Raw genomic sequence first — 16027 nt, 5'->3', positions numbered from 1 at the left:
CGGCCGAGGCCGGGCGGCTGCATGCAGGGCGGATCGGGCAACTTCTCGCGCCCATGAACCGACGAGAACTCCGCCGCGCTGCGACCTCGCGCGCCCCACAATGGCTCCTGCTGCTCCTGGTATCCGCCTGCTCCCGCGGGAGCTTCGGGGGCGAGGTGACGAACCCCGACACCGCCGCGCCCGAGCCGGCCGGCAAGACGAGCGGCGCCCAGACCGGCGCGGCCGCGCCGGCGGTCAAGCACGAGAATGTGGTGTTCCACTGGACGTCCGGCGACGATTCGCTGTCGGGCCGGATCAAGACCAAGCTTCCCGACGGGGAGTCGTTCACGGGCAAGTACCACGAGATCTCCAGGACCGCGACGGTGGACGAGTACGGTGATTTCTACAACGCGTGGTACGCCGACCCGTGGATGGGCCCGAGCTGGTACTGGGGCGGCAGCTGGCCCTACTACGATACGGTCGAGGAGTTCATCACCAACAACACCGGCAAGGTGGTGGCCACGCTCCAGGGCGACCGCGGGACGAAGATGCGCTGTCGCTTCACGCTCGACGACCCCGATCGCGGGATCAAGGGCGGCGGCACGGGCGAGTGCCAGCTGTCGAACGGCGAGCGCATCACGACGCGCTTCGAGTCGCAGTGAGTCGCGCCTCTTGCTTATGGGACACGTCGAAGAGGACATGTCCCATGGGCCTATCGTCGTACCGGTCGATTCGGCCCGGTGGTTCGCGTCCGGCGGGCGGGGCTCACGAGCCGAAGCGGACGATCGTGTAGAGGACGATGAGCGCGACGACGGTGAACAGGAGGAGCGAGGCCTTGGGCTTGGCGGCGGGCTGGGCCTCGGCGGCGGGCTGGGGCGGCGCGGACGGCTCGGCGGGCTGGGGCGGGTTGACGGAGACGCTGACCATCCAGCGGCGATGCTCGCGGCCGGGGTGGGTGTCGGTGCGGTTCAGGTTGCCGTTGCCGAGGTCGAACTTGTTGCCGTCGCCGCCGTCGAGGCCGACCGCCAGCCACGGCTCGGGGCCGAACTGCACGCCGTCGACGACGCGGTCGAGGTAGCGGAGCTGGCCGATGTTGTCGCGCCCCGGCCACGAGAGCACGATGACGAGGCTCTCGCCGAGGACCATGGCGATCGCGTCGCCGCCGAGCGAGCTGGCGACGGCGCGGATCGGCATGTCGGCCGGGCCGCCGGTGAGGTGGTGGAGTGCGCCGCCCTCGATGCGCAGCAGCTTGCGGGCGGTGGCGACGATCCAGAAGCCGCGCGCGTTCCAGGTGGCTGCGACCGGCGGCGCTTCGAGCTGGACCTCGAGCACGAGGCCGGCGGGGCCGAACACGCCGACCTTGCCCTGCTGGTCGGCGACGAGGATCTGCCCGCCGACGCCCCAGGCGACCACGGTCGCGTCGGGCCAGGCGTGCCGCCGGCCCGGGCCGCTCGGGGTCAGCTCGACGGCGCCGTCCGAGGTGGCCACGAGGACATGTCCCGAAGGCGAGATCGCGGCGGCGCGGGCGAGGTCACCGGCCTCGGCGGTGGCTCGCTGGACGTCGCGCTGCGGATCGTGCCACACGGCCTGGCCGTCCTCGTCGACGCTGATGACCGCGTCGGCGGTGGCACCCACCGCGATGAGCGGAGACTTGCAGTCCCGCCGCCAGCGCGGGCCCTCGCTCGGACCGTCGTGGACGAGGAACTCGGCGTCGTCGGCGAGCACGAGGTTGCGACCGGTACTATCGAAGGCGATCATGCGCATGCCGGGTAACACGAGGCGCGGCGGCGCGCAACGGTCTTGCAGGGGGCTCCAGGGGCGTCGGAGGCCGGTTCCGGGGCGGCGGGCCGCGGCTGCGGTGAGGTCTCAGCTGGCGAGTGACCCCGCGGGCGAGCCGTCGAAGGTGATGACTCGATTCGGGGCGCCCGACTTCGACGTGGAGGCCAGGGCGGATCGCGCCCGGCAGCTCGCCATGGCTGTTGCTCGCACGTCGGCGCAGAAGTCCTGGGCTCGACCGGGGTGAAGAGTTCCCTGCGAGGGTGTACTCGTTCGCAGGGAGGGGATGCTGCACCCCGCCGAGGCCCGATCGGACTTCCGCGAGCACGACCGGGTCGGCGAGGTCGGAGCCGGTTCGACGCCGGCGGAGCCGCGGCAGGAGTCGAACCTCTTCTCTCGATGTCTGCCGAATCTGGTCGGCTCCCCGACGTTGTACTTGTGAAATCGACGCTTCGGCGCTCTCCCCTGTTTCGACGCGCTCTGCGGCACTGGGACAGCTGCCTGTCCGGCTACTATTCGATCGGGACGGTCTTCCATTCGAACGGCTTCTGGCTGTGCGCGCCGAACGGCGCGTCTCGCCGGCATTGGGTCGGCAACGTCGTCAACGGCGACGGCTCTTACTATCTCGTCACGTGCTACTACGCGCCGACCTTCGAAGGTCACGATCTGTCAGGAATGACGGGGCGCCCGGCGGGCGGGGCGGGGCGGCTCGATGCCGTGGGGGGCCGCTCGGCGCGCCGCGCCGGCTTCACAGCGTGAACGGGAACAGCAGGTCGGAGGGGCTGTCGACGCGGCAGAGGATCACGTAATCGTCGCAGCGGCCGCCGGTGCAGGTGAGCGAGAGGCACTGGCGATTGCCGTCGCAGGGCTCGCCGTGGGCGAGGGCTGGCTGGCAGACCGCCTGGGCGTCGCACCAGGCGTCGTAGGTGCATTCGGCGAAGTCGCCGCAATTCTCGCCGATGCCGACCTCGGGGACGCACACGCGGCTGTCGTAGTTGCACCACAGGCCCTCCTCGCAGTTGGAGAGGGTCGCGCTATCGGAGGACAGGCACTCGTCGCCGCGGCCGACTGTGGGGATGGCGTCGAGCGATTCGCAGGTGCGGGTGCCGAGGATGCCGCAGGCGTCGCCGGGGTCGGCGCAGACGTCGATGAAGGCGGCGAGGTCGGTCGATACGGACTCGCCGCAGCCGCGCCCGTGCGGGACGTCGCCGCGGAAGACCTCGCAGCCGAGCTGACACCAGTCGTGCTGGTAGAACTGCGACTTGACGTTGCAGCCGCGCGTCTCGACCGTGTCGGCGAGCACGGCCGCAGCGCAGGCGCCGTCGTAGTGCGGGGCGTGGATCCGGGCGTAGGTCCGCACGGCCTCGAACTGGCGGGCGAAGCGATCGACGCAGTCGGGGGGGAGGGCGCAGCCGCAGGCGGCCTTCTGGCCGCACACGGCGTGGGCGAAGCGGGCGGCGAACTCTTCCTCGCGGATCGGCGTCAGCTCCATGCAGGTTTCGGTCTGGACGGGGCCGGTGGTGCCCTCGGTGGCGAGGGAACCTGCCGTGGCCTCGTCGCCGGTCTCGGCGGGGCCGGTGGTGCCCTCGTCTCCCTCGGCGCCGGCGGCGGTCGTGCCGGTGGGGAGGACCCCGGCCGGGCGCCCTGCGGGCTCGTTGCAGGCGCAGGCGAGGGCCGCGGTGACGATGACGAGACGACGCATTTCCACCTCCTCGGTGGATTCAGTGTCCCCCGAGGTCGGCGCGCGGCAAGCGACCCGGGCGGTGCCGCGGCCGCGCGGCTGGTCGCTCGCGGGGTGCGGCGAGCGAGCGGCGCGGGGCGTGCGGGTGCACGGGCGGCGGCTCGACGCATCACCCATGTCGAATCAGACATGTTTGTCGGGACATGGCGATGAGCACGGCCGGAGAGCGCGCGGGAGCCGAGGACGCGCAAGGCCTCGTCGACGAGCGAGCGACGCCGCAGGCCGGGCGGGGCGCGGGCAGATCGAGGCCGTGGAGTTGTCCCGGCTGGCATGTCCCATCCGACATGTCACTCGAGACATGGCGGATGGGACATCTGTTCTTAATTAGAAGAGTCAGGAGCCGATGACGATCAGGACCTTGCCCTCGCGGTGCTGCTTCTCGGCGTGGCGCAGGGCCTCGCCGACGCGCTCGAGCGGGTAGGTGGCCTCGATCGGGGTGGTCAGCTCGCCGGCTGCGAGCAGGCCGATCAGCTCGCCGAAGGCCTTGGCGACGCCCTCGCGCGGGGTGTGCTGGAACCAGTTCACCAGCCAGAAGCCGCGCAGGACGATGTTGCGGAACACCAGGTCGACGCCGGAGACCTGGCAGGCCTCGCCCGACAGGAGGCCGTAGTTGACGACGACGCCGCCCGGGCTGAGCGTGGCGGCCAGGCGCGCGGTGGCGCTGCCGCCGATGGCGTCGACGGCGTAGCGCAGGGTGCCGTCGCCGACGACGGCCTTGACGCGCTCGGCGAGGTCGGGACCGTCGACGAGCACGACCTCGGCGCCCCAGCTCTTCAACAGGTCCTCGAGGCCAGGTCGACGGACGACGGCGATCCCGCGCGCGCCGGCCTTCTTGGCCAGGGTGAAGAAGGCCCGGCCGACGCCCGAGTTGGCGGCGTTCTTGATGACCCACTGGCCCGGCTGCAGCTGAGCGTCGTGGATGAGGGCGCGGGCGGTCAGCGGGTTGACTGTGAGCATCGCCAGCTGCTCGCTCGGCAGCCCCGGCGGGAGGGCGAACAGGCCGGCGGCCGAGACGACCTGGCGCTCACGCCAGGTGCCGCCGCCGAGGAGGACGCGGTCGCCGACGCGGACGTGATCGACGCCAGGGCCGATGGCAGTGACGACCCCGACGCCCTCGAGGCCGGCGATCGCCGGCAACGTCGGGACGATGCCGTACTGACCGCGCAGGTTGAGCAGGTCGGCCGGGTTGATCGGCGCGGCCAGAAGATCGACGGCGGCCTGCCCGGGGCCGGGCGGTGGAGGTGCGGGGAGGTCGATGACCTCGGCGACCTCGCCGGGTTCGCCGAAGCGTGAGAACTGAACGGCTCGCATGCCCGAAACGTAGCACCGCTGCAGGCCGGATCTCACGGCCGCCCGGCGGGGATCGGCGTGCCGCCGGCCGTCGTTGCCGCGACCGGGACGTCGGCGAGGCGCAGGGTCGAAGCGCAGGTCTCTCAAGCCGACGCGAGGGCAGGCGCGGGGTGAGAAGCGGCCAGACGACGCGCACGAGTCGCGGCGATCGCCGAGGGTCGCGCGAGGAGGATCTTCATGCCGAGATCGCCACGGGCCGGCTCGCGTGCCGTGGCCGCCCCGGATCACGGACGCCTTCGCGTCAGTGTCACGAGGAGAGCCACATGCGGAGCCGCCGGCGCTCGAAGAGTGTCAGGCATGACGAGAGGAGTCACGAGCGCGTCCCGCGGAGGCGCCGTGACTCCGCAGGGGTGAGCGTCCGACGAGCTGCGTCGTGACGAGGCGACGGATCGAGGCTCACTCGCCGGCGGCGGGGCGCCGCTGGGGCAGCACGGGGTAGGGTCCCTCGGCGAAGCTGCGCTCGTGGTAGCCCTTGGAGCCGACGGCGCGAGCGAGCGCGCTGCGGGGGTCCTCGTTGGCGCGCAGGCGGCTCAGGACTGCGCCGAAGTCGTGCCGCGGCCGCCAGCCGAGCTCGTCGCGCGCGCGCTGATTGACGTAGACGCGATCGATGGTGGGGAACATCCGCCAGCCGCGGCGCGCGTACTCGGCCTCGTATTCGGGGAAGAGCCGGCCGACCACGCCCGCAGCGTCCTCGCGCAGGGCCGCGAGGTCGTCGGGGGTGAACGGGGTCGTCGCGCTGACGATGTAGCGGCCGAAGCCGATCGCCGGGGCCCGCTCGAGCGCCCGCAGGTGGGCCGAGACGACGTCCTCGAGCTCGACGCGGCGGAACAGGTACTCGTTGGTCTTGGCGTTGTCGCCGGGGTAGTCGCTCCGCGTGGCCGCGTCGTCGTCCTCCTCCGGGAAGAAGCGCGAGGTGCGGAGGATCAGGCACGGCAAGCCGGTGTCGCGGTGCACGAGCTCGCACAGGTCCTCGGCGGCGACCTTGGTGGCGCCGTAGATGTTGCGCGGCACGGGCGTGACCGCCTCGGTGATCCACGCCGCCGGGGCGCCCGGGGGCGGCGTGAGGGCGCGGCCGAACGCGCTGGTGGTGCTGGTGAAGACGAACGCCCGCACCCCCGCCGCCGCCGCCGCCTCGAGCAGGTTGAGGGTGCCGGTGATGTTGGTGTCGACGAATTCGCGGCGCGTGTGGGTGGCGACGTGCGGCTTGTGCAGCGTCGCCGCATGCACGACCGCGTCGACGCCGGCGGTCGCGCGCGCGACCGTGGTGCGGTCGACGATCGAGCCCACCACGTCGGTGAAGGCCGAGGCGAGGCGGTCGAGGCCGACGACCTCGTGGCCGTCGCCGCGGAGCGTCCGCACCAGCGCCTCTCCGAGATGACCCGCGCTGCCGGTGACGAGGAGCTTCATGATCGATTCCCTCGGGGCCGAGCCCCGTGCGCCACGCACCCTAGCACCGCCCGAGTACCCGCGTGCAGCGCAGTTTGCCGACGCTTGCTGCCCCGAGTTCGAGGGCCGCAGCACCTCCTCATGGGTCTCGTCGACCTGGGCGACCTGGACCGCCGAGGTCGTGGACGCTGCGCCTGGATGACTCGGGGATCGTTGGTGCAGGCGGGGACGCTTCAGCGTCTCGAGGTCCAGGGCCTCGAGTGCCCGCCGCGCAGTGGGAGGACGATCACCAGGGCCACTCGCTGCCGCGATCGTCGGTCCAATGGGCAGTGGATCCGCGATCGGCGCTGCGACTCGGACGGCGGGAGTCGGGGTCGCTCAGAAGCGGCCGGACAGCGTCAGGCCGGCATAATTGAAGCTCAGGGTCGGCTGCAGCCGGAGCTGGTTGTGGGTGATGTAGCGCATCAGCTTGAGGTTGCGGTTGTAGGCGGCGCCGTGGGTGAGCAGGCCGACGCCGACGACGCTCATCGCCTGGCCGATGCCGATGCCCGCGAGGTAGCCGCTCATGCGCCGGCCCATGCACTGGCGGAACTCGGGGACGTTGCCCTCGACGACCTCGGGGCCCCCGAGGTCGCTGCCGTTCATGGCGAGGATCGGGCTGCGCTCGTTGCAGGTGGCGAAGCCGAGGACGTCGGCGAACGAGGCGATCCGGACGCCGAGGTAGGTGACGATGCCGGCGGTCATGAGGCCGGCGCCGAGGCCGATCTGGAGGCCGGCGTTCTGCTTGCGTTCGCCGGAGAAGGCGGTGCGGTGGGCGTCCCAGCGGCCGCGCATGCTGCCGCCGCCGGCGGCGAAGGCGAAGGCGGCGGTGTTGGAGAGGAGGCCGATGGGCGCGAGGATCCCGAGCGCGGCGCTGCCGTAGGCGCAGTCCTCGAAGCCGGCGGCGCTCCCGGTCTCGTTGTCGTAGCTGAGGTCGCGGCACAGGCGGCTGGCGGCGATCACCCGGCCGAGGTTGGCGCCGAAGCCGATGCCGCCGAGGACGCCGGCGGTGGCGAGCAGGCCGGTGCCGCGCCAGCGCGGCTCGGGCGGGCGCGCGGAGGTCGGGGCCGGGATGCTGCTGTCGGCGGCGGGCGCAGGCGCGGGGCCCTCGGCCTGGGGAGCGGGCGCCGCGGGCTGGGCGGCGAGGAGGACGGAGAGGGCGAGGGAGACGGTGGCGGCCATGGTAGTGGTTCCGATCCGGGGATGTCCGAAAGGACATGTGTTGCGATTCGCCACGGCGAGGCGCGAACACGTCGCGCGGCCGTGGATGACTCGCGGGGCGGTCACCTCGGCGCGGGCGCGAGCTCGACGCGCCGCGCGGTCCGTGGGGTGACCACGATCGGGTAGCTACCAATTCGGGGGCGACGGATCAGTGCGAACTGAACGGCGAGCTCACCTCCTGCGGGCGCCACGGCGTGAAACCGGGCCCCGCGAGGCGCTCAGGCACGCGGGAAAGTGCTGCTTTCTGCAACGACGTCGGCGATGAGGTCGGCGACGATGTGGGCCTCTTCCGCCGTGAGGCACAGCGGCGGGCAGATGAACAGGAGGTTGTCGCGGTACGGGACGTAGGCGCCGCGCTCGAGCAGGCGGGCGGCCAGCGGGGCGGCGGGGCGGTCGAGCTCGAGGCAGCGCATCAGGCCGAGGCCGCGGGCGTCGCGGACGGCGCCGCGCAAGGCTGGCTTTTGGGACATGTCCTGAAAGCGCTCGGCGAGCACCGCGCCGACCTGGTCGGCCCGCTCGGGCAGCCGCTCGGCGGCGTAGACCTCGAGGGCGCCGAGAGCGGCGGCGCAGCCGACCGGGTGGGCGTAGTGGGTGACGCCGCACCACAGCTTGTGGTCGTCGAAGTGAGCGGCGACCGCCGCCGAGACCATGACGGCCGACAGCGGGGCGTAGCCGCTGGTGAGGCCCTTGCCCAGGACCATGAGGTCGGGCGTGACGCCCCAGTGCTCGCGCGCGAACCACCGGCCGGTGCGGCCGAAGCCGCTGAAGATCTCGTCGTCGACGAGCAGGATGCCGTGGCGATCGCAGACGGCCCGCACCGCCGGCCAGAAGTCGGGCGGCGGGTGCTGCATGCCGTTGGTGCCGGTGAAGCCCTCGAGGACGATGGCGGCGATGGTCTCGGGGCCCTCGCGCTCGACGACCTCGAGCAGGCTCTTCACCCACGCGGAGGGCTCGCCCGCGGGCACGGGGTACGGGTCGTCGATGTGGATCGCGGGCGGGAGGTCGGCGGCGAAGGGGGCGCGGCGCGGGTCGCCGCCGATGCCGAGGGTGGCCAGAGTGGCGCCGTGGTAGCTGCGGCGGCGGGTGACGATCTTGCTGCGGCCGGTGACGAGCCTGGCGATCTTGATCGCGTTCTCGACCGCCTCGGCGCCGCCGGAGGCGAGGAAGGCCCGCTCCAGGCCGGTGCGCTCGGCCAGCGCGGCCGTCAGCTCCTCGCGGACGTCGAGGCGCATGTTGGGCCCGGCGACCGGGAGCTCGCGGATCTGGGCGATCATCCGCTCCTGGATGTGCTTCACCCCGTGGCCGGCGTTGACGTTGTAGGTCTGGCTCTCGAGGTCCCACAGCCAGCCGTGCTCGCGGGTGCGGAAGCGGGCGCCCTCGGCGGCGTCGACGGTGAGCGGGTGGGCGTGGCGCTGAGCGGACCAGGTGTAGAAGATGTGGCTCATGGGACATGTCCTCCGCGCCAGCGATCGAGCTTGACGACGGTGGGCGGCTCGATCTGGCCGCAGCCGCGGCCGACCAGGACCTCGCCGCGGGTGAGGTCGACGATCATGCGGCCGCAGGTCTTCGAGGCCGAGGGGTCGCCGCCGGCGTCGTCGATGTGCGAGCAGACCGAGCGCGGGTAGCCGTCGTGGCTCGAGAGCATGGTCCACAGCGCGCGCGCGTCCTGCGGGCGCTGCTGGACGTAGAGGGTGGTGGCCAGCTCCATGCGGCGGAACGATGTGCTGGCCTTCGGGACAGCTTCGTGGCGGCGCAGGACCGGGTCGAAGCAGTGGTTGGTGTGCAGGTGGGCCGCGCGGGCGCCGGTCTGGGTGACGACCTTGAGCTTGCCGGAGGTCTCGACGCCGTAGAACTCGCGGCCGTCGGCGATCATGTAGTGATGGCCGGAGGACAGGCGGGTGCGCAGCAGCAGGTCGCGGGCCTCGCGGGCGCTGGCGCAGGCGAGCATGGCCCGCACGAGCGCCGGCCAGACCACGCCGACCTGGCCGTCGGTGCTCGAGAGGTTGTTGATGGTGACCGCCACGCCGCGCGCGCTGACGCCGGTCATGCCGAGGCAGCCGGTCAGGGTGAAGCAGACGACCTCGTCGTCGCCGCCGCGCGGCTTGATGCGGATCGCCCGCACGAACGGCTCGGCGGTGCCGTGCATGTCCCAGGTCTGGCCGAGCACCGGGGCGTCGAGGCCCGGCAAGTACACGGCGGTGCAGCCGCCCGGGTCGTCGGCGTTGGTGTTGAGGGCGTGGAAGCTGTCCGAAACGACAGGGTCTTCCGGACATGGCCCTTCGAGCACGCTCGGCGGGACGTCGCGCAGGTCGGTGTAGTGGTTGAGGACGACCACCGCCTCGGGCGGGACGCCGGCGCCGCGGGCGATGCCCCGCAGCTCGGCGGCCAGCGGCGCGGAGAAGTTGTCGAGCAGCGGCAGGTGCAGGCGGGCGACCGCGTCGAGCTGGGCGCGACCCGTGAACGAGCCCTTCTTGAGCGCGAGCTCGGACCGGATCTCGGCGAGCTCGCGGATCTCGGCCCGCCACTGCTCGCCGTGGGCCTCGCCGCGGCGGGCCGGGTCGTCCTGCTCGAACAGGAAGGCGTCGAAGCTGGAGGATGAGTCGGTCACGCGGGGCTCCGGGCCTCGTCGATCGCGGCCAGCACGCGCCGGCGCAGGTCGCCGGTGATGGTCGCGGGCGAGATGGTGAGCGGCGGGGCGAACACGAGGGTGTCCGGCAGGCCGTTGCCGAGGTAGAGGCCGCGGTGCAGGCAGGCCTGGTCGACCGCCTCGGCCAGCTCCCGGCTGGGGAAGGTGATGGTGCGGTAGAGGCCGGCGCCGCCGAGCCGCGCGCCGGGGCAGGCCGGCAGGACGTCGCGCTCCAGGAGCTCGTCGAGGGCGGCGATGGCCTCGCCGAGGTCGAGCCGCCGCGCGGCCCGCAGGTGCTCGTGGGCCCGGATCGCCGACAGCTCGTCGCCGTCCCAGGTGGAGATCAGGACCAGCGGCTTCTTGATGAAGTAGCGGTCGCCGACGAAGATGTGGCCGATCTGGCCGCCCGGGTACCAGAGCACCATGTCGGGCACGACGTCGGCCGGCAAGGCGTCGACGCCCCAGGCCGCGGCGCCGCCGCGGTAGCCGCCGCTGGCGGTCTCGACGAGGACGAGCGGGATGTCGTGGGCGCGGCAGGCGGCCGCGAGCGCCCGCGCGGGCTCGCCGGCGAGGACCCGGCCCGAGCGCTCGCCGACGACCTCGACGAACAGGCCGAGGATCTTGTTGGCACCTTCCCGTTCGACCAGGTCCTTGAGGCCAGCTTCGAAGCCGGCCAGGTCGGCCGCGGGGTGCGGCAGGCGCGGGAAGTCGAACAGCGCCAGGCCGTCGCCGAAGCCGGCCGGGTCGGACAGGCTGCGGGCGGCGGCGGTGACGTGGCCGAGGTAGCCGCCCTCCAGGCCGACGGCGAGCTGGCCCGCGGGGCGGCCGAGGCGGAGGCAGCGGAGCGCCTTGTCGACGGTCTCGTCGCGCGACGAGGTGAAGTACATGTGGCCGGTGCCGCGCGGGGCGAGCAGGCGCAGGTGCTCGGTGTAGTGGACGGTGTCGATGGTGGCGTAGTTGCTGAGGTTGATCCGGCTGGCGGTGGGGCCGACGAGCTCGTGGCCGGCCATGAAGGCGGGCGCGGCCCCGAACGGCTGCTGCAGGCCGCTGGCGAGGTCGAGGATGCCCTCGTCCGGCGGGGTGCGCGGGGCCGGCGGCGGGACCAGCGGGATCCGGTAGTAGTCGGCCAGCGCGTTGCCCTCGTACTGGTGCGTCAGGCGGACGACCGGGAAGGCGCCGTACGAGCGGTTGAGGGCGGCCATGGCGTCGGTGGTGCCGACGCGGTTGCGGCCCGAGACGTACGAGAAGCCGTGGACCTTGGCCCACTGGACCTGGGCGCGCTTGAGCAGGCGACCGACGCCGCGGGCCCGCGCGGCCTCGGCGACGGTGACGTCGGCCGAGTAGAAGGTGTCGCCGAGGCCGAGGCGCTCGTCCTGGCTGGCGCCCGAGACGCCGCGGAAGTCCTCGAGCGGGCCGCCGAAGCAGAAGCCGAGGATCGAGCCGGTGGCGGTGTCGACGGCGCACAGGCCGAGGCCGGTGGCGGCGGCGCGGCGCAGGTAGGCCTCGCTGTCGCGCCGGGCGGGCTCGTAGCTGGCGTTCTCGATGACCATGATCTGCGGCCAGTCGCGCTCCTCGATCGGCCGCACGATCACTGCCGGGTCGCTGTCGGCCGACTGGCCCTCGGGGGCCCAGTCCTTGGCTGTCTTATCGGACAGGCGCGCGAGCGACTCGTGGATCCGCTTGAACAGGTCGTCGATGACGCGCTCGTCCCAGCCGGCGCTGAAGCGGAAGCGGATCGTGCGCTCGCCCGCGGGGTAGGTCATCAGGCCCCGCTGGTAGCGCTGGTCGATGAAGGCGGTCTGGGCGGCGGTGTCGGGCAGGTCGAAGGCGAGGGCGGTGCCGGCCAGGCGCACGTCGCCGACGAGGCCGGGGAAGGCCTCTGCGAGGGCCTCGGCGCGCGGGCGCAGCAGCTGCTCGAGGGTGGCCTGGTCGCGCGAGGTCTCGAGCTGGATGAGGCCGCGCAGGGCCGAGGCGACGTGGACCTGGTTGCTCTCGGGGTCGGGCCAGCGCGACAGGACGACGCCGAGGCTGGCCTTCTTGGCGCAGGTCAGGATGTCGGGCGCGGTGGCCTCGTCGCCGCCGAGGCCGAGCCGCGTCCACCAGAAGAACGGGCCGCCGGTGGCGAAGCCGGTCTGCACCTCGTCGACGATGAGCGGCAGCTTGCGGGCGCGGGCCAGCTTGCACAGGCCGAGCAAGAACTCGCGGCGCAGGTAGACGTCGCCGCCCTCGGCCTGCATCGGCTCGACGATGATGGCGTAGACCTCGTGGCCGCGTTCGTCGAGCAGGCGCTCGACCTCGCCGAGCTCGGCGTGGCTGAACACGGCCTCGTAGCCGGCGAACTCGAAGGGCGCGCGCTTCTCCGGGTTCCAGGTGGCGGCGAGCGTGGCGAGGGTGCGGCCGTGGAAGCCGTCGCGGAAGGCGAGCACGCGCCGGCGCGGGCCGTTCACCGGCGGCGGCGCGTGCAGGCGGGCGATCCGCAGCGCCTTCTCGTTGGCCTCGGCGCCCCCGGCGCAGACGAAGCTGACGTGGTCGAGCGCGGGCGGAGCGAGCCGCTCGAGCGCCTCCTCGTAGGCGGCGAGCTCGGGCACGTGGTGCACCGTGGTGTCGGGGTTGCTCCACAGGCAGTGCTCGAAGCGGCCGGTGTAGAGCGCCTTGACGATGCCCGGGTGATAGAAGCCGTGCGTCAGGGTGGCGATCTGTGAGCACGCGTCCAGCAAGGTGAGCGGCCGCGCGTCGATCGAGACCATGTAGGGGCCCGAGCTGCGGCGGGTGTCGACGACCATCGGCTTCTTCTCGCGGACGGTGAAGCCGCCGCCGTAGAAGCGCTCGAGCAGCGCGGCAGACTCCGGCAGCTCGCCGCCCGGCGGGATCCGTACGCGCCGGGTCTCGCGCTCGAAGATCGCCCGCGGGCGCGGCGCCTCGGCCCGTTGACTGGACTCGAGGGCGTCGAGCCGGGCGTTGAGATCGAGATCACGGCCTGAATCCGGTTCAATAGACACGTGTCGAAGTGTATCGCCGAGGTCGCATGCTCGCTGTGCTGTCCGTGCGGTGGGCGGGGAGGCCGCGCTCACGCGTGGGCCGATTCACGCGCAGGCGCGGGCCGGCGCGGGTCGAGGTGGTGGACCGCACGTCGGCGCGGGGGTAGGCTCGCTCCATGGCCCGGGCCGATCTTCACACGGCGTTCTTCGGCGGACGAGGCTTCACGCTCTACCACGCCACCGGCGCCCACGGCAGCCGCCCGCTCACGCCGCACTTCCACGACGAGTACCTGATCTGCGCGCAGCTGGCCGGGCACGAGGAGTGCCACGTGGCCGGGCGGCTGTTCAGCTTCGAGCCCGGCGACGTGGTGCTGATGAACCCGCAGCAGGTCCACACCGGCAACGCCCGCGGCAGCAGCGACGTCGATTACATCACGCTCTACGTCGACCGCCGGCTGGCGCTCGGCCTGGTCGAAGACGTCGCCGGGCCCCGCTGCGCGCCCGAGTTCACCAGCGTGCGCGTGGCCGGCCGCGTCGAGCTGGTGTCGGCGATCACTGCGCTGCACGACCTGGTCCGCAGCGACAGCGCGCCCGGGCGCACGCTCGAGGTCGAGGCCGCGCTGCACAACGTCGTCAGCCACGCCTTCACCGAGTTCTCCAACCTGCGCGAGCCGCTGCGCCGCTCGACCAACCGGATCGCCCACCGCAAGATCGCCCGCGTGGTCGATTACATCCGCAGCCTCGACCCGCGCATCGACCCGACCACGCTGTCGCTCGACGAGCTGGCGAGCGTGGCTGAGCTGTCGAAGTACCACTTCCTGCGCCAGTTCGCGCAGGTGGTCGGGATGACGCCGGGGGCCTATCTGCGCACGCTCCGGCTGTGCCAGGCGGCCCGCGAGCTGCGGTCGTCGCGGCGCTCTATCCTCGAGATCGCGCTGGGCGCCGGCTTTGCCGACCACCCGAGCTTTTCGCGGGCTTTCGCCCGCCATATGGGGATGACGCCGAGCCAGTATCAGGCGCTCGGGCCGCTTTAGCCGGGGGCGGCTTCGGCCTGGCGCGGGCTGCCACGCGCTCGGCGTCGTCGTCGCGCAGGGCCGGGTCGACGTCGGCGTCGGGATCGTCGTCCTCGTCGTCGGCCTCGTCGGTCGGCTGGGCCTTCAGCTCGGCCAGCGCGGGGCGCAGGCTGAGCAGGCCGAGGTGGCCCGGCACGACCGCGAGGCCGAGCGCGAGCTGCTCGTCGGCCGCGGCCGCGTCGCCGCGCTCGAGGGCGTCGCGCACCGCGGCCTCCTGGGCGGCGGTGAACTGCGGGTTGGCGGCCAGGACGGCGGCGGCCAGGGCGGCGCGCTCGGAGTCCCGGGCGGAAGCGCCCGTCTTTTCGGGCATGGCCTTGGAGCCCTGTGCCGAAGGACCTGTCTTCTCGGGCATGGCCTTGGCGCCCTGCGCCGAAGGACCTGGCTTCTCGGACATGTTCGAGAGGGCCAAGCAGGCGAGCGCCAGGCAGTGGGCGCGCAGGCCGGGGTCGGCGGCCAGCTCGGCGGCCTTGCGGAAGGCGGCGACCGCGTCGTTCGGCTTGGCCTCGCCGAGGCGCACGCGGCCGAGCTCGAGGTGGCCCCACACGAAGTCGGGGGCGCGGCGCAGCAGCTGGCGCAGCTCCTGGGCCGCGCCGCGCAGCTCGCCGGCGCGGCGCAGCGACTGGGCCAGGCGGAAGCGGGCCAGCGGGGCGTCGGGGTCGAGGTCGAGGTGACGCCGCAGGATCCGTCGTTCGGCCGCGGAGGTGAGCTCGCCGTCGTCGCCGAACAGGTCGGCCTGGTACTCGCCGTCCTCGTCGAACAGGACCGAGAACTCGCCGAGCAGGGCCAGGACCATGCGGTCGACCGAGGAGGCGCACGGCAGGCGCTCGCCGTCCTCCTCGACGAGGACGACGTCGGCGCCCTCGGCGTGCGGGTCGGCGGCCAGGACGAGCAGGTCGCGCCCGCGCTCGCCGATGACGCGGTCGCCGGGGCGCAGCCGGCCGTCGGCCTCGGCGGCCTCGGTGGCGCCGGCGTGCTCGTCCAGGGGATAGACGCGGGCCTCGCCGCCGCCGAGGTCGAAGCCGTCGTAGGTGCCCCACAGCAGGGCCACGTCCGGATCGAGGCCCGACGCGGCGAGGTCGCGCTCGCTGGCCGGGGCGCCGGCGTCGTGCAGACCGTCGGGGGCGTCGCGCAGGCGGTCCTCGATGCGGTCGAGGTTGTTCAGGACGCGCCGGCGCTCCTCGCTCATGGCGGGGCCTCCTAGCACGCCGGGCGGGCGCGCGCCAGATACGGCCGGGCGCGGCGCAAACGGCGATACAGGGCCGCGGCGGGCTCGCGGCGGGACGGGCAGGTCGTGAGCGCCGACACGCGCCGGCTGCGGGCGCCGGCGACAGGGTGCGCGACGAGGACGGACGGCGAGCGAGGGGCGCGACGAGGATGCGAGGTCGGCGCCGCTCGAGCGAGGGGTGTCGTGCAGGACGTCGCTCGCTTCGCCGCGCTCACGCCGGCGGCCGCGACATTGGACTGTGGTCATTCACCGACCCTGTACGCGCAGCTCGGGGGTCGCCATCGCGGGGTGCACGAGCGTCGTGGCATTCGTGATTGCGTCGGGCGTGGCGGCCGAGGGGCGGGAAATTCGGCGCGCGCGGACGGCGGTGTTAGGTTGCCCGGCAATGACCTGGAAGAATCTCGCCCTCGTATTGTCCGGAATCCTCATCGGCTGCGCCGGCGGAGCCGCAGGCCGCGCGCTCGCCGATTATCCCGCCCAGGCGCCGCGCTTCGAGCACATGTGCTTGGGGCCCAGCTCGTCGGTCAGCGGGATCAACGACGACGTGACGAAGGCCGGCAACGAGGGCTGGGAGCTGGTGACGATGACTCAGGGCATCGTCTGCTTCAAGCGGCCGCGCTGACGCGGCGACGA

13 protein-coding genes are annotated in these 16027 nt (G+C 72.9%); 4 read left to right on the top strand and 9 right to left on the bottom strand.

Annotated features, from left to right (window positions below; translation table 11 throughout):
- Positions 1-53: 53 nt before the first annotated feature.
- On the top strand, positions 54-641 hold the full coding sequence (locus O0S08_RS27145) for a hypothetical protein (RefSeq protein ID WP_269032197.1): 588 nt from the start codon (positions 54-56) through the stop codon (positions 639-641).
- Between the two features lie 103 nt (positions 642-744).
- Here the strand turns inward: O0S08_RS27145 and O0S08_RS27140 are convergent, their stop codons facing one another.
- The gene (locus tag O0S08_RS27140; RefSeq protein WP_269032196.1) at positions 745-1737 is read right to left on the bottom strand and encodes a WD40 repeat domain-containing protein; all 993 of its coding nucleotides are present in this window, start codon (positions 1735-1737) and stop codon (positions 745-747) included.
- A gap of 456 nt (positions 1738-2193) precedes the next feature.
- On the opposite strand from O0S08_RS27140, the gene O0S08_RS27135 reads away from it, so the two are divergent.
- Positions 2194-2514, top strand: coding sequence for a hypothetical protein (locus tag O0S08_RS27135; protein WP_269032195.1), 321 nt, complete (start codon positions 2194-2196; stop codon positions 2512-2514).
- On the opposite strand, the gene O0S08_RS27130 is transcribed toward O0S08_RS27135, so the two are convergent.
- The 7 genes from O0S08_RS27130 to O0S08_RS27100 all read right to left on the bottom strand — a co-directional run bounded on the left by O0S08_RS27130 (position 2504) and on the right by O0S08_RS27100 (position 13117).
- Positions 2504-3457 (bottom strand): hypothetical protein, encoded by a 954-nt coding sequence (locus O0S08_RS27130; RefSeq protein ID WP_269032194.1) that lies wholly within the window; start codon positions 3455-3457, stop codon positions 2504-2506. The genes O0S08_RS27135 and O0S08_RS27130 overlap by 11 nt on opposite strands.
- Before the next feature lie 372 nt (positions 3458-3829).
- A complete protein-coding gene (locus tag O0S08_RS27125) occupies positions 3830-4807 on the bottom strand; it encodes a zinc-dependent alcohol dehydrogenase family protein (protein ID WP_269032193.1) in 978 nt (325 codons plus the stop codon).
- A 435-nt stretch (positions 4808-5242) separates the two neighbouring features.
- A complete protein-coding gene (locus O0S08_RS27120) occupies positions 5243-6253 on the bottom strand; it encodes an NAD-dependent epimerase/dehydratase family protein (protein ID WP_269032192.1) in 1011 nt (336 codons plus the stop codon).
- Between the two features lie 357 nt (positions 6254-6610).
- Complete coding sequence (locus O0S08_RS27115; RefSeq protein WP_269032191.1) at positions 6611-7453, bottom strand: hypothetical protein; 843 nt, start codon at positions 7451-7453, stop codon at positions 6611-6613.
- 257 nt (positions 7454-7710) lie between these two features.
- Complete coding sequence (locus O0S08_RS27110; RefSeq protein ID WP_269032190.1) at positions 7711-8937, bottom strand: aminotransferase family protein; 1227 nt, start codon at positions 8935-8937, stop codon at positions 7711-7713.
- Positions 8934-10100 carry a C45 family autoproteolytic acyltransferase/hydrolase gene (locus O0S08_RS27105; RefSeq protein WP_269032189.1) on the bottom strand — a complete coding sequence of 389 codons (1167 nt, stop codon included), beginning with the start codon at positions 10098-10100 and terminating at the stop codon, positions 8934-8936. Before O0S08_RS27105 ends, O0S08_RS27110 begins: the two co-directional genes overlap by 4 nt.
- The gene (locus O0S08_RS27100) at positions 10097-13117 is read right to left on the bottom strand and encodes an aminotransferase class III-fold pyridoxal phosphate-dependent enzyme (RefSeq protein ID WP_269032188.1); all 3021 of its coding nucleotides are present in this window, start codon (positions 13115-13117) and stop codon (positions 10097-10099) included. Before O0S08_RS27100 ends, O0S08_RS27105 begins: the two co-directional genes overlap by 4 nt.
- A 155-nt stretch (positions 13118-13272) precedes the next feature.
- Between O0S08_RS27100 and O0S08_RS27095 the strand changes: the two genes are divergently transcribed.
- Positions 13273-14130 (top strand): AraC family transcriptional regulator, encoded by an 858-nt coding sequence (locus tag O0S08_RS27095; RefSeq protein ID WP_269032187.1) that lies wholly within the window; start codon positions 13273-13275, stop codon positions 14128-14130.
- Here the strand turns inward: O0S08_RS27095 and O0S08_RS27090 are convergent.
- Complete coding sequence (locus O0S08_RS27090; RefSeq protein ID WP_269032186.1) at positions 14015-15355, bottom strand: tetratricopeptide repeat protein; 1341 nt, start codon at positions 15353-15355, stop codon at positions 14015-14017. The genes O0S08_RS27095 and O0S08_RS27090 overlap by 116 nt on opposite strands.
- Positions 15356-15779: 424 nt before the next feature.
- On the opposite strand from O0S08_RS27090, the gene O0S08_RS27085 reads away from it, so the two are divergent.
- Positions 15780-16016, top strand: coding sequence for a hypothetical protein (locus tag O0S08_RS27085; RefSeq protein ID WP_269032185.1), 237 nt, complete (start codon positions 15780-15782; stop codon positions 16014-16016).
- The last annotated feature ends 11 nt before the right edge of the window (positions 16017-16027 follow it).

Source organism: Nannocystis punicea (genome assembly GCF_026965555.1).
Taxonomy (GTDB): domain Bacteria; phylum Myxococcota_A; class Polyangia; order Nannocystales; family Nannocystaceae; genus Nannocystis; species Nannocystis punicea.
Note: the sequence above shows the minus strand (reverse complement) of the source record. Positions and strands in the feature narration are given on the sequence as shown.

Coding starts and splice junctions, on each gene's coding strand:
- O0S08_RS27110 (WP_269032190.1), bottom strand. CDS start 8,937: ATGAGCCACATCTTCTACACCTGGTCCGCTCAGCGCCACGCCCACCCG.
- O0S08_RS27145 (WP_269032197.1), top strand. CDS start 54: ATGAACCGACGAGAACTCCGCCGCGCTGCGACCTCGCGCGCCCCACAA.
- O0S08_RS27090 (WP_269032186.1), bottom strand. CDS start 15,355: ATGAGCGAGGAGCGCCGGCGCGTCCTGAACAACCTCGACCGCATCGAG.
- O0S08_RS27120 (WP_269032192.1), bottom strand. CDS start 6,253: ATGAAGCTCCTCGTCACCGGCAGCGCGGGTCATCTCGGAGAGGCGCTG.
- O0S08_RS27140 (WP_269032196.1), bottom strand. CDS start 1,737: ATGATCGCCTTCGATAGTACCGGTCGCAACCTCGTGCTCGCCGACGAC.
- O0S08_RS27085 (WP_269032185.1), top strand. CDS start 15,780: ATGACCTGGAAGAATCTCGCCCTCGTATTGTCCGGAATCCTCATCGGC.
- O0S08_RS27130 (WP_269032194.1), bottom strand. CDS start 3,457: ATGCGTCGTCTCGTCATCGTCACCGCGGCCCTCGCCTGCGCCTGCAAC.
- O0S08_RS27095 (WP_269032187.1), top strand. CDS start 13,273: ATGGCCCGGGCCGATCTTCACACGGCGTTCTTCGGCGGACGAGGCTTC.
- O0S08_RS27115 (WP_269032191.1), bottom strand. CDS start 7,453: ATGGCCGCCACCGTCTCCCTCGCCCTCTCCGTCCTCCTCGCCGCCCAG.
- O0S08_RS27125 (WP_269032193.1), bottom strand. CDS start 4,807: ATGCGAGCCGTTCAGTTCTCACGCTTCGGCGAACCCGGCGAGGTCGCC.